The sequence below is a fragment of the Bradyrhizobium sp. MOS002 genome, from assembly GCF_003020115.1.
Classification (GTDB): Bacteria; Pseudomonadota; Alphaproteobacteria; order Rhizobiales; family Xanthobacteraceae; genus Bradyrhizobium.
In genome coordinates this window covers 374,332-394,034 of record NZ_PYFX01000005.1, presented here as the reverse complement: position 1 = coordinate 394,034, position 19,703 = coordinate 374,332, and the positions used below count along the sequence as shown (strand labels likewise).

The window sequence follows — 19,703 nt, the reverse complement described above, 5'->3', positions numbered from 1 at the left end:
CCCCCACCCCTCAAGCAAGGAAGGCATGGATACGTCCGGCGAGCTTTTCTTCGTCACGAAGTTCGCACTCCCAGATCACCATCGCCTCCCAATTCAACTTCTTCAAATCACACTGCACTTGCCGGTCTCTCTCCCGGTTCCTCTCCAGCTTGGGTTGCCAGAACTCCAGCCGAGACTTCGGCATCCGGGCCAGCTTGCAGGCCGAATGCATGTGCCAAAAACAACCATGCACGAAGATCACCTTCCGGCGCGACGCGAAGACCAAATCGGGCTTACCTGGCAAGTTCGTCCGATGAAGCCGGTAGCGATACCCGAGCCCGTGAATGAGCCGCCTGACGCGCCACTCCACGGCGGTATTCTTGTTCTTGACGCGCGACATGCGCTCGCTGCGCCCTGCCGGTGTCAGTGTGTCCATGCCTCACCAACCGCAAATCACCCTACGAGGATACAGGAGCACCATCGGGCTGCAAAGCCTTGTGGACTGCTGTACCCAGCTCAACGGACCTGAGCGACGTGGCGGCCCTTGCCGAGCTTGTCCATTCGCTTCAGTCGGCCCTCCTGCATCAGCAAGCCGAGTACGCTCCAGCTCAGATAGTCCTTGCTTCCTCCCCCGTAGTTACTGTGCAAACCCAGCGCGTGGCATGCTTCGGAATTGGTGATCCCCTTGGAGTTTGCTTGAGCAAGTTCCAGAACTGCACCCTTGAGGAGCGTCAGTCCAAGCTGAGCCTTTTCAGGCGCTCCCATTGGCACCGTAAGGTTTGGCCTGCTCTTTCCGTTCCGCCCCGAAGGCAGAACAGAATTGGTTAGCAGCCCGCCAGAGGCTTCCGTTCCGAGCGCCGCAATCAGCTCCGCTTCGATCCGAAGCGCCTGCGTCTCTGACAAATCCTCGCTGATCAACGTCACCAAGACATCTTGATCGGCCCCCTTGATCTCCGCGACGCGCCTCCCTTTGAGCGTGTCATCTGGATACAGCAGATGGTCCCAGGCACGGGTGCCAACGCCCTTGCCGACGTAGAACGGCTTGGCCGGTGACGTTCGCGGGTCCTTCAACATGTACACGTAGTACGCCCCCGAAATCGACATCGCGGTATTCCCCCTGTCACTGGCGCTCTGACATTTACCGAATGACGACGCGCCCCGGGCAACCTGGAGTACCCGGCAGCAAGTCGCAATCGCCATCACGCCGGATGCTGACCCACAAGATGTTGACGTCTCCGATTAGGTTGCACTTCTCCCCCTAGAACGCCTCGTCGCACCACTATTAGTGCCACGGGTGGGCTGGTGGGTCCCCCCTCAGAGGTCTTCGTTGGCTGCTCTCACAGGCCGCCGTTCGGGACGGGGTCTCTGGGTGGGGCTCTGCATCCCCGAACATGCGAGAACAGAACGACATGAACATCATCATTCGCGAGCCTGTCGCGTCTCCGCAGGCAAATCGAGTTCGCACCCTGGCGATCCGGGACATCCTGGCGCGTAAGCACTGGCAGGTGCGCACCAAGTTAGATCAGGCGACGGTGAGCCGGTACGTGACCATCTTCCGCTCCGGTGGCCAAATGCCCCCGATCACGGTCGCGAACGTCGGAGGCACTCTTCTGCTTGTAGATGGCTGGCACAGGCTGCAAGCCTTGAAGGGCATCGGCGCTGCGACGGTCGAAGCCGAAGTCTTCGAGGCAACCGAGGACGAAGCGCAATGGGCGGCGGCGCGAGCGAACCTAATGCACGGGCTTCCCCTCAAAAAATCGGAGTTACTGAACGTCTTCCGTGCCTACATCAGCTCTAACCTTCACAGGAAACGCCGAGGCTACAAGTCGTATCGCGAGATTGCAGAGGACCTTGAGAACTCAGTGGCACACACGACCATTAGAAACTGGATGCGCGTACACTACCCCGCAATCTACCGAGCTATGGGCGATGGCCCCGACCCAGCTAACTGCAAGAACAACAACGGCCCTCATTGGGGATACGGTCAAACGCCTCTGGAACACGCAAAGGAAAGCCTGGATACGGCCCTCAACGAAGCGCGATCAATGCGGCCAGAGGACCGGTCACGACTGCTCGTCCATGCACGAGCGGTGCTGGCGAAGATGGAACAGACAGGCCCATGGAGCGCCCTTGAGCAAGAACAAGAAAACACTGACTTCTGAAGGAGTTAGCGTGAGTTCTGTTCAGATTGAACACTCCATTGAACAATCTACACGCCATCCCCTTTGCAGCGCAGCGTTTTTGGGTGCGGACCCCTGGTCTCGGGGAGCCGGAGCCGTCGATTGGGAGGTGGTTCGGGCTGCGTTCCGACCCTGGCGTCCGGTTGCGGTCTTCAGAACAGCACGCTCGAAAGCCCCGGATTTTTAGCAGAAAACTGTGAAGGCCACATCGAGCGGCTTTCTGTGGCCCAGTTCCCCCGTGCCGGGCTCGACTTGACGCTCACCCGTGCTGGAAGGAACTGGACGGGTCGCTCGAATGGGCGACGCCCGCGCTCGTTTCAGCAGATAGAAGGGGCACGTTGGTGTCCGCATGGGTATGCCCGTGCGGACAATTCCAGAGCACCTAAAAATGTGTCCGCTAGGGTTGACTTCGGTCAACGGACATGAGAGGCAACGGACGACACCCTAGCGGACAACAGAGGCGATCCATGGCTACGATCTTCTACGCGCGAGTTTCCACCACCGACCAGACCGTCGAGCATCAGCGGATCGGAGCGGAGGCGGCGGGCTTCAAGATCGACCGCGTCGTCGCGGACCATGGCGTCTCGGGGGTCAGCACTCGCCTCGCAGAACGTCCTGAGGGCAAGCGCCTTTTCGACATTCTCCGCAGCGGAGACACTCTCGTCGTGCGCTGGATCGACCGCCTCGGGCGCAACTACGGTGACGTTTGCGACGCCATCAGGGAGTTCATGCGGCGCGGCGTTGTGATCCGCACGGTGATCAACGGGCTCACCTTCGACGGCGCAACCAAGGACCCGATGCAGCAAGCCGTCCGAGACGCGCTCATTGCGTTCATGGCTGCCACCGCACAGGCCAATGCCGAAGCCATCAAAGAAGCGCAGCGCGGGGGCATCGCACTCGCCAAGGCAACGGCGGGCGAGATGAAGTATCGAGGGCGGAAGCCAACCTTCGACAAGGATCAGCTCGAAGTGGTCCGCAACATGTTGGAGCAGTCGGCAGGCGTCGGGCAGATCGCCGCAGCGACAGGATTGAGCCGACAGACGATCTACCGCATCAAGGAAGACCCGGCCGGAGCCGAGGGGGCATTGGCAAGCTGGGCCCGGACCTGAGCCGGCTGTAACGGTCACTATGATCGCGTTCTTCCGGCACAATCAGTGTTTTTCGGTGCATCCCGAACTCCCTCGGATAGCCCCCACCCGGAGGCAGAGGTATGGTTGCACAATCGGGGGCACCGAATGACGGATGAATTGGTTGGCCAGTGGGTTGGCGACCTGCGAGGCACGGACATCGGCAACGTCTACGTAGTCGTGCTCGATGACGCAGGAAGCAAACAGATCGACGCCACGGTCAACGTGGCTGGGCAGATCACCAAACTGACGGGACACATCAAGACCGAGAACGGGATCGTTCAAGCGGAACTCAAGCAGCAGCCAACAAGGCAAGATGAAGACCAGGAACTCGGGACAGGCAAGATCATCTTCGACACCATTAGCTCGAACTCGTTGACTGGCCGTTGGTCCACCTCGAATGGCCATGCTGGACCGATCAGGCTTGGACGCTGGGACGCAGGGCAGTCCGCCGCGTCACCAGAACCCCCGGCAGCAACACCGCCAGAGGTGCAAGCAATCAAGCCGATCGAGATCGTGGCGCGAGAGGGACGCCTTCCTAACCTTTCGATCTACCGTTCCGAGCTGGAGATCATTGTCACCAAGATGAAGGCACTCGTTGGAGGGCCTAATGACGTGGTGGTGGCGGCGATGGTGGATGGTCGACAGATACGTCAATTCTCGAAGGACTTCTTCGCGAGAAGCGACCTTCCCCAGTTCATTACGAACATCAACCTGAGCCTCAACGACGGTCGGCAGCCCATCACGAGCGTCATGATCGTGAACCTCACAGACAAGATCGACAGCACCTTTTTCGTCCAGTCGGACAACGCGATTTGGGTGAGTGGCAGCTTTTCGGAGCTGGAGGACCTGTTTCGCCGTTACACCAATCCCGCCTTCGTAGCAGTGCAGCGCCATGGATTGAATGCCAACAACATCGTTCTGTTGGCCGCAATCGCACTACTTCCGGACTTGCCCTTGATCTCGCGCTTTGTTGTCCTTGGCGTCACCTTCTTGTTGGTGAGCGGCATCGCCTATCTTCACCGATGGCTTACATCCACTAAAATCTACCTTGATACGGAACTGGCACGGGGGTTTCTGTCGAAGGTCGCGCCATCCCTGGCCTCCGCCCTCTCTGCAGCAACCATTCTTGGGCTCATTGCTTGGGTGTACAACACCGCTACGCTACCCAACCTGCAACGCCTTCTCGGCCTCCATTGACGCAAGTGCCGCTCTGGCGCGAGCCAACTGACCGCATCATCCCAGCAACGATTTCACGCCGCCTTCGGTCGTCAAGCGGACAGTTCGTAACACGGCAGCTTGCAGATCTCGGCGTACAGGCCGGCCGGATCGCCATACACACGTTCGTCAACGCCCTCGCCAGCGTGGCCCGTGATCATCCGCCGCTTCTCGGGGTCCAGTCGATAGCTCCGACACTGCGTAATGAAACGGTGCCGCCAGCCATGGTTTGGCGCGACGCGCTCGTCAGGGACAATGGCCCGCGCGAACTCCGCAAGCCGGTTCTTCAATGCCCGCAGCTTGCCCCGTACTTCCGTCTCCTTGGTTACAGTCAGGAACAGATAGCCCTTGGCAGAGGACGTGACGAACTCGATGAAGCCCAGCTCGATGAGATGGGGATGCAGCGGCACCTCGCGCGTTTCCTTGTTCTTCACCGGGCCAGCCTCAGGCGTGATCATTGCCACGTAGTGTTCGCCCTCGCGGCGAATGTCGTCGCGCCGGAGCTGCGCCATCTCGCCGATCCGGGCCCCACTGTAAGCGCACAGCCAAGGGAGCCATCGCTTCGCCGAGACCGTCTTTGCGTGCTCTTGTGCGGCCCCGCTGTAGCCTAGAGCGGCCTTCAGGATTGCCCTGGCCTCATCGTCCGTGAACCCTTTGCCTCGCTCGCGGACCTTCTTCCCGATCTTCAGGGTGACGCCATGAGCCGGATTGCTTGGCAGCTTGTGGTTTCGGACGCCCCAGCCAAACACCGACTTCATGGCCGAAAGGTCTACGTCCTTCACAGTCTTCGGGGAGCGACCATCCACAAGCCGCTTATCCTTCCAAGCGACGACATCGTGAGGGGTAATCCGGGCGGCGTCATCGTGCCCCACGAAGGCGGCGAAGCGCGTGAGCACGGACTTGTACTCGCTAATGGTCTTCTCGGTGACGCCAGCCGCCCGGCTCTCCAACTCCCAACCAGCAAACAGCGTGGCCACCGCCAACCGTCCCTGACCACTCGGAGCGGCGTTGGCTTTCCATTCAGGAAACCTCGCTTCGACGAGGTCCGGCCCGTAGTCGCCTCTGCCTCTGCGCTCCAACAGCGCAGTAGCGTCCTTGAACGCCCCATGCAGGGCAGTAGACAACCGGGCCCAACTGTCATCGTCGATGTGCAGGGCCTTCCGCTGGAGCAGCTCGGCAACGTAGGGGGCCATCTCACGTTTCGCCGTGTCAGCGTCCCACTTGAGGGCTGCTCGGTGGAGCATGTTCCAGAGCGTTGCCCGGCCGGGATCGTTCTCCCAAGTCTTCTTGGCGTGGCGGTAGGCCTCGCCCGCCAGTGCAACGACCTCTCGATGAGTAAGGCGGCGAGGGGCCTCGCGCATCGAGCGCCAGACATCATCAAGGTAGGCAAGTGCCTTGGCCTGCCGTGCCTTGGCCTCCCGAGGGTCGTGGGTGCGCAGCGACACCTTGACCTTGCAGTCCGGGCCAACCCGAACTGTAGCGGTCTTGTCTCCAACGGGGATGCGCAGCACCAAGCCCATCGCCTTATCAGTCAGATCGGCGGGGACGCGCTTTCGGAGGTAATGAACGGAGGAGCCGTCGCGGCGGATAGGAGAGGCCATTCGCAGAAGCATGTGTGTACCGTCTCTGTGTACCAGTAGAGACGGTCGATCACCCTTGAGTATCAGGGACTTCAGCGAAATCAACCACATCGCGGAGCGATGGTGCCCAGGAAAGGACTCGAACCTTCACGGCCGTTAAGCCACTGGCACCTGAAGCCAGCGCGTCTACCAATTCCACCACCTGGGCATGCCGGTTAGGCACGGAGGTGGTTACTACGGTTCGGTGACGCGGTTGTCAATTCATGCTTGAACCCTGCTTCGGGATGCGGATTGCGCATCGCAAACCGGCTCGATACAAGCCTGATAACACGCACTCTCCCGCAGGAATGGACCCCAGGAATGGATCCCATGGCATCGAATCTGGAAACGCTCGTCACGGTTTTCGGCGGATCGGGGTTTTTGGGCCGGAATGTGGTCCGCGCGCTGTGCCGGCGGGATTACCGGGTCCGCGTCGCGGTGCGGCGGCCGGAGTTGGCCGGATACCTCCAGCCCTCCGGCAAGGTCGGGCAGGTCCACATTGTGCAGGCCAATCTGCGCTATCCGGCCTCGGTCGAGGCGGCACTGCGTGATTCGGATGTCGTGATCAATCTGGTCGGTATCCTCACCGAGGGCGGCGCCCAGAGCTTCGACGCCGTCCAGGCCAAAGGCGCCGAGATCGTCGCCAAGGCGGCCGCGGCCGCGGGGGCACGCCTGATCCATGTCTCGGCGATCGGCGCCGACGCGGAATCGCCCTCGCGCTACGCCCGGGCCAAAGCGGCCGGCGAAGCCGCGGTCCTAGCCGCGGTGCCGTCGGCGACGATCTTCCGCCCCTCCGTGATGTTCGGCCCCGAGGACCAGTTCACCAACCGCTTTGCCGCGCTGGCGCGGATGTCGCCGGTGCTGCCGCTGATCGGCGCCGAAACGAAGATGCAGCCGGTCTATGTCGGCGACGTCGCCACCGCGATCGCGGATGCCGTCGACGGCAAGGCCAAGGCGGGCGCGACCTACGAGCTGGGCGGGCCGGAAGTGCTGACCATGCGCGAGATCATCGAGGCCATCGTCGAGATCGCCGACCGCAAGCCGATGCTGGTGCCGCTGCCGTTCGGCCTTGCCCGCTTCCAGGCCAATTTCCTGCAATTCGCGCCGGGCGCGCTGAAGCTGACGCCGGACCAGGTGACGCTGCTCGCGCGCGACAATGTCGTGTCGGATGCGGCGAAGGCTGCCGGCCTGACGCTGGAAGGCCTCGGCATCACGCCCGACTCGCTTGAAGCGATCGCTCCGCAATATCTCTGGCGTTTCCGTGCCGCCGGGCAGTTCCAGCGCAAGAGCGTGTAAGCGTTTCGAGCCCCGCTTAAGCCGCGGGCTCGGTCAACCTCGCCCGCTTGCGGGAGAGGTCGGCGCGTAGCGCCGGGTGAGGGCTTTCTCCTCTTGGGGAGTCTCTCTGCGGAGACACCCCCACCCCAACCCTCCCCCGCAAGCGGGAGAGGGGGCGCAGCATTGCCGGAGTAGGCTTCAAAACTTCAGCAGCGCACTACCGCCCCAGCGCCAGCGCGATCAGGCCGAGCGTGCCGACGATTACGCGCCACCAGGCGAACACCACGAAGCCGTGGCGGGTGACGTATTCCAGGAACGTCTTCACCACGATGATCGCGGTGACGAACGACACCACGAAGCCGATCGCGACGATGCCCATGTGGTCCATCGTCATCTCGGAGCGGTTCTTGTAGAAATCGTAGGCGAACGCGCCGATCATGGTGGGGATGGCGAGGAAGAACGAGAACTCCGCCGCCGCGCGCTTGTCGGCCCCCAGGAACATCGCCGCGACGATGCTGGCACCGGAGCGCGACACGCCCGGGATCATCGCGATGCACTGCGCGATGCCGATATAAAGATACATCAGTAGCGGAAACCGGGTGGCGTCGTGCTCGCGCGCCTTGAGATCGAGCTTGTCGACCCAGAGCAGGATGGCGCCGCCGACGATCAGCGAGAAGCACACCACCCACGGATTGAACAGCATGCTCTTGATGTACTTGCCGGCGACGAGACCGACGACGACAGCGGGCAGGAACGCCACCAGCACGCCGATCACGAAGCGTCGCGCATAGGCGTCGCCCGTGAACATGCCGATCGCGACATCCCACAATTTCTTGAAGTACAACACGACGATCGCGAGGATCGCGCCGAGCTGGATCAGGACCGTAAACGAATCCCAGAACGCGCCCTCGCCGAGATGGAAGAAGCGCTCCGCAAGCAGCAAATGGCCGGTCGAGGACACGGGAAGGAACTCGGTCACACCCTCGATGATGCCGAGGATCACTGCCCGGATTGCATCTGACATATTTACGGTCCATTTCGGCTGGAAAAGCGGGGCTCTTCTCGCCCATCCGCTCCCGTGCTGCAATCGCAAAATGCGGCCTCGCGCCCTTGCTTCGCGGTTTTGAATGACTAGTGTGGCGCCGCACAAACATTGATGGATTCTTAAGCACCATCACATAGTCAAAGGCTTCATGTTTACGCTGTTTCATCATCCGTTCTGCCCGCATTCGCGGTTCATCCGCCTGATCGCGGGAGAATACGGGCTTGAGCTGAAGCTGATCGAAGAGCGCAGCTGGGAGCGGCGCGAAGCATTTCTGCTGCTCAATGCGGCGGGCACGACGCCCGTCCTGGTGGACGACGAGCAGCCGCCGATCCCGGGCGCGGCGATCGTCGCCGAATATGTCGACGAAGCCTATGGCTCCGAGATGGGACTGAAGCGCCTGATGCCGGACACGATCGGCGAGCGCGTCGAGGTCCGCCGGCTGATGGCCTGGTTCAACGAAAAGTTCTTCGAGGAAGTCTCCCACCCGCTCGTCACCGAGCGCATCTACAAGCGCTTCATGAGCGAGGACAACGGCGGCGGCCCGCCGTCGGCCGACGTGATGCGCGCCGCCAAGGCCAACGTGCGCTATCATCTGGCCTATATCGGCTGGCTGGCGCAGACGCGTAATTTCCTCGCGGGCGACCGGCTCAGCTACGCGGATCTCGCCGCCGCGGCGCACCTCTCGGCGATCGACTATCTGGGCGACGTGCCATGGAGCGAGGACGACGCGGCAAAGGCGTGGTACGCGCGGGTGAAATCCCGCCCGTCGTTCCGTCCGCTCTTGAGCGAATGGCTGGCGGGCGTGCCGGCGTCGCGGACCTACGTGGACCTCGACTTCTGAACTCCGATCCGACCGAACTGAAGACGGCGCTGGCAAACGAGGCACGCGCGCTCGGCTTCGACTGCATCGGCATCACAGAGCCCGGCACGATCGAAAGCGCCGGAAAGCATTTTCTCGAATTCATCGCATCCGGCGGTCATGGCGACATGGACTGGCTCGCCGCGCAGCCGGAGCGCCGGGTCGATCCGCGCGGGCTGTGGCAGGACGTGCGCAGCGTCATCATGCTCGGCGTCAATTACGGCCCCGACCAGGATCCGCTCGCGATCCTCGAGCAGCGCACGCGCGCGGCGATCTCGGTCTATGCGCAGGGCGACGACTATCACGACCTCATCAAGAAGCGCCTGAAGACGCTGGCGCGATGGCTGGTCGCGACCGTGCCGTCCGAGGTGAAAGTGTTCGTCGACACGGCGGCGGTGATGGAAAAGCCCCTGGCGCAAGCCGCGCATCTGGGCTGGCAGGGCAAGCACACCAATCTGGTCTCGCGCGAATTCGGCTCATGGCTGTTTCTCGGCGCGATCTACACCACGCTGGAGCTGCCGCGCGACGATTCCGAGATCGATCATTGCGGCTCGTGCCGGGCGTGTCTCGACATCTGTCCGACCGGGGCCTTCCCCGCGCCCTACAAGCTCGATGCGCGGCGCTGCATCTCGTACCTCACCATCGAGAACAAGGGACCGATCCCGCGCGAATTCCGCAAAAGCATCGGCAACCGCATCTATGGCTGCGATGATTGCCTCGCCGTCTGTCCCTGGAACAAGTTCGCGCAGGAGGGCCGCGAGGCCAAGCTCGCCGCACGTGACGCTTTGCGCGCGCCAGGTCTCGCCGAGCTAGCACGGCTCGACGACGCTTCGTTTCGCGCGCTGTTCACGAAATCGCCGGTCAAGCGCATCGGTCGCGAACGCTTTTTGCGCAACGTGCTGATCGCGATCGGCAACTCCGGTGATATCGCACTGGCGGACGAGGCGCGGCGATTGCTGGAGGATGAGAACGCGCTGGTGCGCGGGGCTGCGGTGTGGGCACTGAGGCAGTTGCTGTCGCGGGATGAGTTCGAGGCGATCAAGATGGATGCGATTGCTGGCGAGCGCGACGAAAGCGTGCGTCAGGAGTGGCGCACCGCCTCCTAATCCTCCGCTGTCATGCTCCGCGAAAGCGGGGCATCCAGTACGCCGCGGCCCATCGATTCAATCACTGCTGTCACGGCGTACTGGATCGCCCGGTCAAGCCGGGCGATGACACCGTTGTTGTGGCGACCGCGCACGCTTTCACCACCCTTGATTTCCCCACACGTTCCTTCAATCTCGCGCGTCATGACAAACATGCCTTTCTTCACCCGCGACGGCGATAGATTCCATCCGACGGAAGTCGCCAACGGCCCATGGGATCCGAAATCGCTGCACGGACGCGTCATCATCGGCCTGCTCGGCTTCGCCATCGAGGAGCGGCATTCCGGCCCTGAATTCGTGCCGGCGCGGCTGACCGTCGACATGTTTCGGTTGCCCACCATCGACAAGCCGATCGAGGTGACGACACGGCTGGTGCGCGACGGGATGCGCATCCGCGTCGTGGAAGCGGAGTTTGTCTCCGGCGGCGTCGGCATGGCGCGCGCCTCGTGCCAGCTGTTGCGGCGGACGCAGAATCCGGACGGCAACGTCTGGTCGCCGCCGAACTGGGACGTGCCGAAACCGGCCGACATTCCCAAGCCGACCGATCCCAGGCTCGGCATGAACGGCAAATGGACCACGCGACCGATCGTCGGCCATATGGGCTCGCTCGGGCCACGAAAACTCTGGATGAGCGAGGTGCGCGAGCTGGTCGCGGGCGTGCCGATGACGCCGTTCGTCCATGTCGCCACCGGCGCGGACTTCGCCAGTCCGTTCGCGAACGCCGGCGACAAGGGGCTCGGCTACATCAACAGTGACGTCACGATCTATCTGCACCGCCTGCCGGTGACGAACTGGATCGGCTTCGACGTGGTGAACCACCAGGCCACCGATGGTGTAGCGATCGGCGAATGCTGGCTCTACGACGAGCAGGGTCCGATCGGCACCGCCACGGTCGCGGCGCTGGCGCAGCGCAAGCCGATGATAAATCCGTCGAAGCGGTAATGGACGCAAGAATGACGGCTAACCCAAGTGCCGCTTCATTTCCGGCCGCGCCTTGAGCTCCGCGCCCTGCCTGGCGACGATCTTCGTGATCCGTTCCGGCGCAAACTGCAAATCGACAAACGCCGGCGCGGTGTTCGCGACCTCGTGATAGCTGACGATCCTGCCGTCGCGAAGTGTCATGATCGCCACGCCCTCGAACATCGCCCGCGCGCCATTCGCCTCCGGCAAGGTCGAGCGATAGCTGAACGTGTAGCGCGCATAGAGCGTGGTGCCGTTCGACACCGGTTCGTGCATGTCCCAGCGGAAGTCGGTCGCCGTACGATAGAACCAGTCGTCGATCATCGCTGCGATCTTCTCGCGGCCGGCGAAGGCGCCGTAGAACACGTCGTGATAGACGCCGTCCTCGGTGAAGAGATCAGCGAAGGCTTTTCCGTTGCGTTGTTCGACGGCATCGCAGAAGGCGCGCAGCATGGCGGTGGTGGTCATCGGCGTTTCTCCTTCCCCGTTTTCTGTCATGCCCCGGCTCGACCGGGGCATCCAGTACGCCGCGGCTTCTCGGCTTGAGCACGACCGCCTCTGGAATACTGGATCGCCCGATCAAGTCGGGCGATGACACCGAGTGCCGGGTGGCGATTTCACCCGATCTCGGCCACGGCGGCAAGAATGCGGGCGATGTCCTGCGGGCGCGAGAGGCGGTGATCGCCGTCCTGGATCATGGTCAGCACGACGTCGTCGGCTGGCAGGCGATGGGTCAGCGCGAACGCATGCTGCCAGGGCACGTCAGGATCCTGCGCGCCTTGCAGGATGCGAACGGGACAGCCGAGATCGATGGCGCTGCCGAGCACGAGATGGTTGCGCCCCTCCTCGATCAGATTCCGCGTGATCGGATAGGGCGAGCCGTCGCCATAGTCTGATGGTCTCAGCCAGACGCCTTTGGTCTCGATCTCTTTCTTCACCGCGGCCGGAAAATTCTTCCACATCAGCTCCTCGGTGAAGTCGGGCGCCGGCGCGATCAGCACCACGCCCGCCAGTGAGGCTTTGGCTTGCGGTTTCTCTTGCCGCTTTTTGATTTCGCGCGCGAGCAGGAGCGCCATCCAGCCGCCCATCGACGAGCCGATCAGGACTTGCGGGCCGTCGCAGAATCGCTCGAACACCGCGACGCTTTCCTCAAGCCAGCGCCCGATGGTTCCGTCGGCGAAGTCGCCGCCGGATTCGCCGTGGCCGGAATAATCGAACCGCACCGCGGCGCGGCCGTGATCCCGGGCCCAGTCGTCCAGTGCGACAGCCTTGCTGCCCTGCATGTCCGATTTGAACCCGCCGAGCCAGACCAGTCCCGGCCCTCGACCAGATTGTTGAGTAGATTCTTGACCAAATTCATGGGCCGCGCGGCGGCGCACCGCGATCCGGCGTGCGGACGGGCCCTCGCCCACATCGATGAAGTCGAGCAGGGCATCGGGAATTGCAGGGGTCATGGAACGTTTACTCTGGCTGTGCAGTTTGAGCTGTCCGGACGTGCTCCGCAGCAGCCGGACGTCGGCATTTGCCCTTTGGGACGCTTGCGGAACAGAAGCAAGGTGTCTATGTCGGTCTGCGTGCCCCGCCGTGGCCAAAATGCCTCGCATTTGAGGCTTTTTCGACCACCGCACGAGCGATTGCTTGCCGGCAACCGTATCTTCCTGCAAAATAGCCGCCTCTTTTCATAACTTTGGAGAACCACCCATTCGCCGTCCCAATAAAGCCCCGCCCACTGCCGCCAAAGACGGGCCGCGCATCAATGACGATATTCGCAATGCGCAGATCCAGCTGATCGATCAGACCGGTGACAACAAGGGCACCATCGAGACCGTCGCGGCTATCCGCCTGGCCCAGGAAGCCGGCATGGATCTGGTCGAGATCTCGCCGAACGTCAGCCCTCCCGTCTGCAAGATCATGGACTACGGGAAGTATAAGTATTCCGCGCAGAAAAAAGCCGCCGAAGCCCGCAAGCGGCAGAAGATCGTCGAGATCAAGGAGATCAAGCTCCGCCCGATGATCGACGACCACGATTACGAAGTGAAGATGCGCGCCATGCAGCGGTTCTTCGAAGAGGGCGACAAGGTCAAGATCACCCTGCGCTATCGCGGCCGCGAAATGGCGCACCAGGAGATCGGCACCAAACTGCTCGACAAGATCAAGACCGACGTCGCCGAGCTCGCCAAGGTGGAGCAGGACGCGCGGTTCGAGGGCCGTCAGGTCGTCATGGTTCTGGCGCCGCGCTGACGCCGGTTCTTTAGGCTGAAGAATTCAACGGCCCGTCCGGATCTCCGGCGGGCCGTTTTGTTTTCTTGCCTCTCCGGCTTGCGGGAGAGGCAGCGCAGCGTTCTCTTGGCGACAGTTACGTCCTTGTCGCCTGCCAGCTGCCGCTGCAGCGGTCGCCGGAGATGATGCCGTGCCAGGAGCCGGTCCCGTTCACGCCAGCGAGCCGGCCGCCGCCGCTGGCATGGGACGCCCCGACCGAAACCTGGACCGCGACGGCACCGCTGCGATTGACCTTGCCGGAGACCCGGCCACCGCCCGCGGACGACACCCGACTGCCGGCGACGGTGAAGGGAACGCTGTAGCCGGAGCTGCAATTGCCGCGGGTCGTGGCGAAGGTGACGTTCCAGACGCCGTCATAGCCGCGGATGCGGGCATCGGCAGTCGACGGACACGCGGCAACGGCAAGCACGGCCAACAGCGCCAGGCGGCGCGGACGAGCGAAATCCGTCAAAGACGAAAGCAATTGCGAAAATTGGGGCATTTTGGTCCTGTTCCGGGCGACACGGCTCGGACGCGAGGTTAGCAATTCCGGATAGTCGCCGGCTAGGTTCCACCGGTTCATCGTTGCCAATTCGCCCGTCCTCTGTCATAAGCCCAGCCTTCATTGCCCGGCTGATTAAGGGCTGCCGTGGCGGTGTCCGTGCGGGTTTCGCGCTAGTTCGTAAAACCTGAGCACAATCAACGCTCTAACGAGCATTTTGACGGCCAGCCGCCTTCGCGGGCGGATTTCTATGGCCATTAGGAGAGCCAAATGCCCAAGCTGAAGACCAAATCGGGCGCTAAAAAGCGCTTCAAGGTGACTGCCACCGGCAAAGTGATGTTCGCGCATCGTAGCAAGCGTCACGGCATGATCAAGCGGACGAAGAAGCAGATCCGCCAGCTGCGCGGCACCGCCGTGCTGTTCAAGACCGACGGCGACAACGTCAAGAAGTACTTCTTGCCGAACGCCTGATCGCGTCCACGATCATTGCCACCCGCGCCGCAGCTTTCGCGGCGATCCGAACATCAAGTCATCTTTCGAAGGATTTTTGTCATGGCTCGCGTCAAACGCGGTGTGACCGCCCACGCCAAGCACAAGAAAGTCTACAAGGCCGCCAAGGGTTTCCGTGGCCGCCGCAAGAACACGATCCGCACCGCCAAGCCGGCGGTCGAGAAGGCTCTCGTGTATGCCTTCCGTGATCGCAAGCGCAAGAAGCGGACATTCCGCGCACTCTGGATCCAGCGCATCAACGCTGCCGTGCGTCCGTTCGGCCTGACTTACAGCCGCTTTATCGACGGCATGGCCAAGTCCGGGATCACCGTGGACCGCAAGGTGTTGTCGGATCTCGCGATCAACGAGCCGGCGTCGTTCCAGGCGATCGCCGAGAAGGCCAAGGCCGCTCTGGCGGCCTGAGCTAACGGCCGGCTCCGCCGGCCTTCAGCGCGCGTTGCGAGTAGCGCTGGGCGATCTCCGCCCGGCAGAATGCCGTGAACGACAGATACATGGTGCCGGATTTATTCCGGTACTTCCGGTCGCACACGCGCATCTCGCGTTGGTAAGCCTGTTTCCGCGCCGTGCTGAGGCCGGGCATGAAGTCAGCCTCGCATTTCTTCTCGACGGCGGCGCCGAGCTGAACATCGCCGCTCGCGGTCAATTGGCAATCCTGAAACACCTTCATCGCGCTTTCGCAGCCCTTCTGGGCACCGATGGTGTCGACGACCTCGTCCAGCGTCATGGATTTCTCCATGCAGACCATGGCGCGCGCCGGGGTGCTCGCGATCAAGAGAACGATGGCGAGAGCAGCCAGACCGGATCTTGAGAGCATTGCGAAAGCCTCCTCGTATCCCCCTTGGTGCCAGGCCCCCGCGCGAGGTTCAACCCAGCCGTTCGTCAGCCCAAACTGACCGGCTTTTCGCTTGACGTTACGGCCTTCGGGCGGCGACAACCCAGCCGAATTTGGCAGCAGGGATTTGACCGTGTCCGACCTCGCAACGCTCGAAACATCCATCCTCGACCAGATCGCCGCCGCCGGCGACGAGGCCGCCCTCGAAGCGGTGCGCGTCGCAGCCCTCGGCAAGAAGGGTTCGATCTCGGCGCTTCTTGCCACGCTCGGAAAAATGTCGCCGGACGAACGCAAGACCCAAGGCGCTGCGATCAACCAGGCCAAGGACAAGGTCACCGAGGCGCTGGCCGCGCGGCGCGACGTCTTGAAATCGGCGGCGCTCGACGCGCGGCTTGCGTCGGAAACCATCGACGTCACCCTGCCGCTGCGCGATGCGCCGGCTGAGGCCGGCCGCATCCATCCGCTGAGCCAGGTCTGGGACGAGCTGACCACGATCTTCGCCGACATGGGATTCTCGGTCGCCGAAGGCCCCGATATCGAGACCGACGACTACAACTTCACCAAGCTGAATTTCCCCGAGGGCCATCCCGCGCGCGAGATGCACGACACCTTCTTCTTCCATCCGAAGGAGGACGGCTCCCGCATGCTGTTGCGCACCCACACCTCGCCGGTGCAGGTGCGCACCATGCTGAGCCAGAAGCCGCCGATCCGCGTGATCTGCCCGGGCCGCACCTATCGCATCGATTCGGATGCGACCCACACGCCGCAATTCCACCAGGTCGAAGGCCTCGTCATCGACAAGCACTCCCATCTCGGCCACCTCAAATGGATCCTGCATGAGTTCTGCAAGGCGTTCTTCGAGGTCGATCACATTAACATGCGCTTCCGGCCCTCGTTCTTCCCGTTCACCGAACCGTCGCTGGAAGTCGACATCCAGTGCCGCCGCGACAAGGGCGAGATCCGCTTCGGCGAGGGCGAGGACTGGCTCGAGATTCTCGGCTGCGGCATGGTGCATCCGAACGTGCTGCGTGCTTGCGGCATCGATCCCGACGAGTACCAGGGTTTTGCCTGGGGCATGGGCATCGACCGCATCGCCATGCTGAAATACGGCATCGCCGATCTACGCCAGCTGTTCGACAGCGACGTCCGCTGGCTATCCCATTACGGCTTCAAGCCGCTCGAAGTACCGACCCTCGCGGGAGGGCTGAGCTCGTGATCGCTTGCTGGGAACCGATTGCTCCAGCGACGAAGACGCTCGGACTCCCTCCCCCGCTTGCGGGGGAGGGTTGGGGTGAGGGTTTCTCCGCAATGGGGCTGCCGATGGTCGATCCCAAGCATCCGGACTGGAAAGTACCGGCCAAGCTACGAACCAACGCTCGCGCACTCAGACGCAACTCGACCGACGCGGAGCGCATTCTTTGGTCGGAGCTACGCGGCGGCCACTTGAATGGCGCGGTTTTTCGTCGCCAAGCACCTGTCGATAACTACGTCGCCGATTTCATCTGCCACGCGACTAAGCTCGTCATCGAGCTCGATGGCGGCCAACACTTCTCGGATGAAGGCGAGCGCGCCGACGCGCGGCGATCTGCCGTGATCGAAGCGAAGGGCTTCAAGGTGCTCCGCTTCAGCAATCTCGACGTCATGACCAATCGTGCCGGCGTTCTCGAAACAATTGCCACCACCATTGCGGAGAGAGCCCCCACCCCAACCCTCCCCCGCAAGCGGGAGAGGGAGCAGACCGTTCCCGTGGAGAAAAAGCAGCCATGAAATTCACTCTCTCCTGGCTGAAGGAACATCTCGACACCGACGAGCCGCTGGACAAGCTCGCCGAGAAGCTCACCATGATCGGGCTCGAGGTCGAGAATATCGAGGACAAGGCGAAGGCGCTGAAGCCTTTCACCATCGCGAAGGTGATATCCGCCGAGCAGCATCCGAATGCGGATCGGCTGCGCGTGTGCATGGTCGACACCGGCGACGGTGGCGCGCCGGTGCAGGTGGTGTGCGGCGCGCCGAATGCGCGGGCGGGTCTCGTCAGCGTGTTCTCGCCGCCCGGCACCTACATTCCCGGCAAGGACATCACGCTGGGTGTCGGCACCATCCGCGGCGTCGAGAGCCGCGGCATGCTGTGCTCGGCGGCCGAACTGCAGATTTCCAACGACCACGACGGCATCATGGAATTGCCCGCGGATGCGCCGATCGGCGCTGCTTACGCCGCATGGGCCGGCCTCGGCGATCCCGTGGTCGAGATCAACCTGACACCGAACCGGCAGGACTGCACCGGCGTGCACGGCATCGCGCGCGATCTTGCCGCCGCCGACATGGGCAAGTTCAAAGACCCCACCATCAAGCCGATCAAGGGCGAATTCCCGTGCCCGGTGAAGGTCACGGTCGAGGACGCCGCGCTGTGCCCGGGCTTCGCGCTCCGCCTCGTGCGCGGCGTCAAGAACGGCCCGTCGCCGGAATGGCTGCAGAAGCGGCTGACCGCGATCGGGCTGCGTCCGATCAACGCGCTGGTCGACATCACCAACTTCATGACATACGACCGCGCGCGGCCGCTGCACGTGTTCGACGCCAAGAAGGTGAAGGGTAATCTCGTGGTGCGCCGCGCCCGTGACGGCGAGACGCTGCTCGCGCTCGATGGCCGCAGCTACAATCTCGATCCCGCGATTTGCGTGATCGCGGACGAGCACGGCGTCGAATCGCTCGCCGGCATCATGGGCGGCGAGGCCTCGGGCTGCGACGAGAACACCACCGACGTGCTGATCGAATCGGCGCTGTGGAACGAGATCAACATCGCCCAGACCGGCCGCAAGCTCGGCATCAATTCGGATGCGCGTTATCGTTTCGAGCGCGGCGTCGATCCCGCCTTCATGGTGCCCGGGCTAGAGCTCGCGACGAAACTCGTGCTGGAGATGTGCGGCGGTACGCCGTCCGAGAACGTCGTGGTCGGCAAGACCTTCGGCGACGACCGCGTGATCGATTTTCCGATCACCGAGGTCAAGCGACTCTCGGGCATCGAGGTGCCGATGCCGGAGGTGAAGCGCATCCTGACCCATCTCGGCTTCATGATGGCGGGCCCGGGACCCGTCGTGAAGGTCGCGGTGCCGTCGTGGCGTACCGATGTGCACGGCAAGGCCGACATCGTCGAGGAAGTCATCCGCATCTACGGCGTCGACAAGGTGCCGATGACGCCGTTCGAGCGCGGCGAGGGCGCTCGCAAATCCGTGCTGACCCCGCTCCAGCTCCGCACCCGCCGCGCCAGGCGCGCGCTGGCGAGCCGCGGCGTCATCGAAGCGGTGACCTGGTCCTTCATCACCAAGTCTGCGGCAAAGCTGTTCGGCGGCGGCCAGCGCGAGCTCGAGGTCGCCAACCCGATCGCGTCGGATTTGTCCGACATGCGCCCGACCTTGTTGGCCGGCCTGATCGCGGCGGCGCAGGCCAATGCCGATCGTGGCTTTGGCGATGTCGCGCTGTTCGAGGTCGGGCAGGTGTTCAAGGGCGACCGTCCGCAGGATCAGTTCATGGCGGCAAGCGGCGTCCGCCGCGGCTTTGCGTCGTCGCAAGGTCTCGGCCGCCACTGGTCGGGTTCGGCGCAGGCTGACTTGTTCGACGCCAAGGCCGATGCGTTCGCCGTGCTCGCCGCTGCCGGCGCGCCGATGCAGGCACTTCAGATCGTCGCGGGCGGCCCGTCCTGGCTGCATCCCGGGCGCTCCGGCACGATCCAGATCGGGCCGCAGAACGTGCTCGGCTATTTCGGCGAGATGCATCCGCGCGCGCTCGAGGCGCTCGGCGCCGGCGGCCCGCTGATGGTGTTCGAGGTGATTCTCGACCGCATCCCCGAGGCGAAGAAGAGGCCGACCCGTGCCAAGCCCGTGATCGAGCTGTCGGCCTTCCAGCCTGTGTCGCGTGACTTTGCCTTCATCGTCGACCGCAGCGTGAAGGGTGGCGACATCGTGCGCGCCGCTCAGAGCGTAGACAAGAAGCTGATCACCGCCGTGAACGTGTTCGACGTCTACGAAGGCAAGGGCATCGACGACGGCAAGAAATCGATCGCAATCGCGGTTACGATCCAGCCACGCGAAAAGACCCTGACCGACCAGGAGATCGAGGCCGTTGCCGCGAAGATCGTGGCGGAGGTGACGAAGAAAACCGGCGGCACTTTGCGGGCATGATGCCGAAAAATGTGACGCGGT

Annotated in this window: 22 protein-coding genes and 1 tRNA gene; 13 read left to right on the top strand and 10 right to left on the bottom strand. The window is 63.0% G+C overall.

All coding sequences use genetic code 11. From position 1 onward, the window contains the following. Positions 1-10: 10 nt before the first annotated feature. Entirely contained in the window at positions 11-415 is a 405-nt protein-coding gene (locus C7G41_RS19105; RefSeq protein WP_106944001.1) for a very short patch repair endonuclease, read from the bottom strand. 80 nt (positions 416-495) lie between these two features. After that, positions 496-1,083 (bottom strand): GIY-YIG nuclease family protein, encoded by a 588-nt coding sequence (locus tag C7G41_RS19100; protein ID WP_106944077.1) that lies wholly within the window; start codon positions 1,081-1,083, stop codon positions 496-498. Positions 1,084-1,388: 305 nt separating this feature from the next. Here C7G41_RS19100 and C7G41_RS19095 point away from each other — a divergent pair, with 305 nt between their 5' ends. From C7G41_RS19095 to C7G41_RS19085, 3 genes are all read left to right on the top strand, one after another. After that, positions 1,389-2,141, top strand: coding sequence for a ParB/RepB/Spo0J family partition protein (locus C7G41_RS19095; RefSeq protein WP_158268018.1), 753 nt, complete (start codon positions 1,389-1,391; stop codon positions 2,139-2,141). A 485-nt stretch (positions 2,142-2,626) separates the two neighbouring features. Next, a complete protein-coding gene (locus tag C7G41_RS19090; RefSeq protein ID WP_106943999.1) occupies positions 2,627-3,268 on the top strand; it encodes a recombinase family protein in 642 nt (213 codons plus the stop codon). Positions 3,269-3,394: 126 nt separating this feature from the next. Continuing rightward, on the top strand, positions 3,395-4,486 hold the full coding sequence (locus C7G41_RS19085) for a hypothetical protein (RefSeq protein ID WP_106943998.1): 1,092 nt from the start codon (positions 3,395-3,397) through the stop codon (positions 4,484-4,486). Between the two features lie 71 nt (positions 4,487-4,557). Here the strand turns inward: C7G41_RS19085 and C7G41_RS19080 are convergent, their stop codons facing one another. Together C7G41_RS19080 and C7G41_RS19075 are read right to left on the bottom strand one after the other, a co-directional pair. After that, complete coding sequence (locus C7G41_RS19080) at positions 4,558-6,105, bottom strand: DUF6538 domain-containing protein (protein WP_306768042.1); 1,548 nt, start codon at positions 6,103-6,105, stop codon at positions 4,558-4,560. Between the two features lie 100 nt (positions 6,106-6,205). Continuing rightward, positions 6,206-6,292 (bottom strand) — tRNA-Leu (locus C7G41_RS19075). Positions 6,293-6,453: 161 nt separating this feature from the next. Here C7G41_RS19075 and C7G41_RS19070 point away from each other — a divergent pair. Further along, positions 6,454-7,419 carry a complex I NDUFA9 subunit family protein gene (locus tag C7G41_RS19070; protein WP_106944076.1) on the top strand — a complete coding sequence of 322 codons (966 nt, stop codon included), beginning with the start codon at positions 6,454-6,456 and terminating at the stop codon, positions 7,417-7,419. Positions 7,420-7,615: 196 nt separating this feature from the next. Here the strand turns inward: C7G41_RS19070 and C7G41_RS19065 are convergent, their stop codons facing one another. Continuing rightward, positions 7,616-8,422, bottom strand: a complete 807-nt coding sequence (locus C7G41_RS19065) for an undecaprenyl-diphosphate phosphatase (protein WP_027566187.1) — start codon at positions 8,420-8,422, stop codon at positions 7,616-7,618. Between the two features lie 169 nt (positions 8,423-8,591). On the opposite strand from C7G41_RS19065, the gene C7G41_RS19060 reads away from it, so the two are divergent. Both C7G41_RS19060 and queG read left to right on the top strand, forming a co-directional pair. Then, a complete protein-coding gene (locus C7G41_RS19060; RefSeq protein ID WP_007598553.1) occupies positions 8,592-9,284 on the top strand; it encodes a glutathione S-transferase family protein in 693 nt (230 codons plus the stop codon). Next, positions 9,233-10,408: a tRNA epoxyqueuosine(34) reductase QueG gene (gene queG, locus C7G41_RS19055; protein WP_106943996.1), complete on the top strand. Its 1,176-nt coding sequence runs from the start codon at positions 9,233-9,235 to the stop codon at positions 10,406-10,408. Before C7G41_RS19060 ends, queG begins: the two co-directional genes overlap by 52 nt. On the opposite strand, the gene C7G41_RS37400 is transcribed toward queG, so the two are convergent. Beyond that, the gene (locus C7G41_RS37400) at positions 10,405-10,602 is read right to left on the bottom strand and encodes a hypothetical protein (protein WP_158268016.1); all 198 of its coding nucleotides are present in this window, start codon (positions 10,600-10,602) and stop codon (positions 10,405-10,407) included. The genes queG and C7G41_RS37400 overlap by 4 nt on opposite strands. Between C7G41_RS37400 and C7G41_RS19045 the strand changes: the two genes are divergently transcribed. After that, entirely contained in the window at positions 10,592-11,389 is a 798-nt protein-coding gene (locus C7G41_RS19045) for an acyl-CoA thioesterase domain-containing protein (protein WP_106943994.1), read from the top strand. The two genes, C7G41_RS37400 and C7G41_RS19045, sit on opposite strands and share 11 nt — an antisense overlap. 18 nt (positions 11,390-11,407) lie before the next feature. On the opposite strand, the gene C7G41_RS19040 is transcribed toward C7G41_RS19045, so the two are convergent. Further along, positions 11,408-11,875: a nuclear transport factor 2 family protein gene (locus tag C7G41_RS19040; RefSeq protein WP_106943993.1), complete on the bottom strand. Its 468-nt coding sequence runs from the start codon at positions 11,873-11,875 to the stop codon at positions 11,408-11,410. Between the two features lie 149 nt (positions 11,876-12,024). Next, positions 12,025-12,861: a carboxylesterase gene (locus tag C7G41_RS19035; protein ID WP_106943992.1), complete on the bottom strand. Its 837-nt coding sequence runs from the start codon at positions 12,859-12,861 to the stop codon at positions 12,025-12,027. A 247-nt stretch (positions 12,862-13,108) separates the two neighbouring features. Here C7G41_RS19035 and infC point away from each other — a divergent pair, with 247 nt between their 5' ends. Beyond that, positions 13,109-13,648 carry a translation initiation factor IF-3 gene (infC, locus tag C7G41_RS19030; protein ID WP_085349942.1) on the top strand — a complete coding sequence of 180 codons (540 nt, stop codon included), beginning with the start codon at positions 13,109-13,111 and terminating at the stop codon, positions 13,646-13,648. A 115-nt stretch (positions 13,649-13,763) separates the two neighbouring features. Here the strand turns inward: infC and C7G41_RS19025 are convergent, their stop codons facing one another. After that, positions 13,764-14,168, bottom strand: a complete 405-nt coding sequence (locus C7G41_RS19025; protein WP_199198472.1) for a hypothetical protein — start codon at positions 14,166-14,168, stop codon at positions 13,764-13,766. A gap of 270 nt (positions 14,169-14,438) precedes the next feature. Between C7G41_RS19025 and rpmI the strand changes: the two genes are divergently transcribed. Both rpmI and rplT read left to right on the top strand, forming a co-directional pair. Further along, positions 14,439-14,639: a 50S ribosomal protein L35 gene (gene rpmI, locus C7G41_RS19020; RefSeq protein WP_007598540.1), complete on the top strand. Its 201-nt coding sequence runs from the start codon at positions 14,439-14,441 to the stop codon at positions 14,637-14,639. Positions 14,640-14,720: 81 nt separating this feature from the next. After that, positions 14,721-15,080 (top strand): 50S ribosomal protein L20, encoded by a 360-nt coding sequence (gene rplT, locus C7G41_RS19015; protein ID WP_007598538.1) that lies wholly within the window; start codon positions 14,721-14,723, stop codon positions 15,078-15,080. Position 15,081: 1 nt separating this feature from the next. Here the strand turns inward: rplT and C7G41_RS19010 are convergent, their stop codons facing one another. After that, on the bottom strand, positions 15,082-15,402 hold the full coding sequence (locus C7G41_RS19010; protein WP_373681130.1) for a hypothetical protein: 321 nt from the start codon (positions 15,400-15,402) through the stop codon (positions 15,082-15,084). 241 nt (positions 15,403-15,643) lie between these two features. On the opposite strand from C7G41_RS19010, the gene pheS reads away from it, so the two are divergent. The 3 genes from pheS (at position 15,644) to pheT (ending at position 19,682) form a co-directional block, all read left to right on the top strand. Then, the gene (gene pheS / locus C7G41_RS19005; protein WP_106944075.1) at positions 15,644-16,726 is read left to right on the top strand and encodes a phenylalanine--tRNA ligase subunit alpha; all 1,083 of its coding nucleotides are present in this window, start codon (positions 15,644-15,646) and stop codon (positions 16,724-16,726) included. Between the two features lie 104 nt (positions 16,727-16,830). After that, on the top strand, positions 16,831-17,277 hold the full coding sequence (locus C7G41_RS19000) for an endonuclease domain-containing protein (RefSeq protein WP_106944074.1): 447 nt from the start codon (positions 16,831-16,833) through the stop codon (positions 17,275-17,277). Continuing rightward, positions 17,274-19,682, top strand: coding sequence for a phenylalanine--tRNA ligase subunit beta (gene pheT / locus C7G41_RS18995; RefSeq protein ID WP_106943989.1), 2,409 nt, complete (start codon positions 17,274-17,276; stop codon positions 19,680-19,682). The genes C7G41_RS19000 and pheT overlap by 4 nt, the downstream gene beginning before the upstream one ends. The last annotated feature ends 21 nt before the right edge of the window (positions 19,683-19,703 follow it).

What these genes read in the sequence shown, in the direction of transcription:
- C7G41_RS19085 (WP_106943998.1), top strand. Translation starts at nt 3,395, where the DNA reads ATGACGGATGAATTGGTTGGCCAGTGGGTTGGCGACCTGCGAGGCACG.
- C7G41_RS19060 (WP_007598553.1), top strand. Translation starts at nt 8,592, where the DNA reads ATGTTTACGCTGTTTCATCATCCGTTCTGCCCGCATTCGCGGTTCATC.
- pheT (WP_106943989.1), top strand. Translation starts at nt 17,274, where the DNA reads ATGAAATTCACTCTCTCCTGGCTGAAGGAACATCTCGACACCGACGAG.
- C7G41_RS37400 (WP_158268016.1), bottom strand. Translation starts at nt 10,602, where the DNA reads ATGTTTGTCATGACGCGCGAGATTGAAGGAACGTGTGGGGAAATCAAG.
- C7G41_RS19080 (WP_306768042.1), bottom strand. Translation starts at nt 6,105, where the DNA reads ATGGCCTCTCCTATCCGCCGCGACGGCTCCTCCGTTCATTACCTCCGA.
- C7G41_RS19095 (WP_158268018.1), top strand. Translation starts at nt 1,389, where the DNA reads ATGAACATCATCATTCGCGAGCCTGTCGCGTCTCCGCAGGCAAATCGA.
- C7G41_RS19040 (WP_106943993.1), bottom strand. Translation starts at nt 11,875, where the DNA reads ATGACCACCACCGCCATGCTGCGCGCCTTCTGCGATGCCGTCGAACAA.
- C7G41_RS19065 (WP_027566187.1), bottom strand. Translation starts at nt 8,422, where the DNA reads ATGTCAGATGCAATCCGGGCAGTGATCCTCGGCATCATCGAGGGTGTG.
- queG (WP_106943996.1), top strand. Translation starts at nt 9,233, where the DNA reads ATGGCTGGCGGGCGTGCCGGCGTCGCGGACCTACGTGGACCTCGACTT.
- C7G41_RS19025 (WP_199198472.1), bottom strand. Translation starts at nt 14,168, where the DNA reads ATGCCCCAATTTTCGCAATTGCTTTCGTCTTTGACGGATTTCGCTCGT.
- rpmI (WP_007598540.1), top strand. Translation starts at nt 14,439, where the DNA reads ATGCCCAAGCTGAAGACCAAATCGGGCGCTAAAAAGCGCTTCAAGGTG.
- C7G41_RS19090 (WP_106943999.1), top strand. Translation starts at nt 2,627, where the DNA reads ATGGCTACGATCTTCTACGCGCGAGTTTCCACCACCGACCAGACCGTC.
- C7G41_RS19045 (WP_106943994.1), top strand. Translation starts at nt 10,592, where the DNA reads ATGACAAACATGCCTTTCTTCACCCGCGACGGCGATAGATTCCATCCG.
- rplT (WP_007598538.1), top strand. Translation starts at nt 14,721, where the DNA reads ATGGCTCGCGTCAAACGCGGTGTGACCGCCCACGCCAAGCACAAGAAA.
- C7G41_RS19100 (WP_106944077.1), bottom strand. Translation starts at nt 1,083, where the DNA reads ATGTCGATTTCGGGGGCGTACTACGTGTACATGTTGAAGGACCCGCGA.
- C7G41_RS19070 (WP_106944076.1), top strand. Translation starts at nt 6,454, where the DNA reads ATGGCATCGAATCTGGAAACGCTCGTCACGGTTTTCGGCGGATCGGGG.
- C7G41_RS19010 (WP_373681130.1), bottom strand. Translation starts at nt 15,402, where the DNA reads ATGACGCTGGACGAGGTCGTCGACACCATCGGTGCCCAGAAGGGCTGC.
- C7G41_RS19000 (WP_106944074.1), top strand. Translation starts at nt 16,831, where the DNA reads ATGGTCGATCCCAAGCATCCGGACTGGAAAGTACCGGCCAAGCTACGA.
- C7G41_RS19035 (WP_106943992.1), bottom strand. Translation starts at nt 12,861, where the DNA reads ATGACCCCTGCAATTCCCGATGCCCTGCTCGACTTCATCGATGTGGGC.
- C7G41_RS19105 (WP_106944001.1), bottom strand. Translation starts at nt 415, where the DNA reads ATGGACACACTGACACCGGCAGGGCGCAGCGAGCGCATGTCGCGCGTC.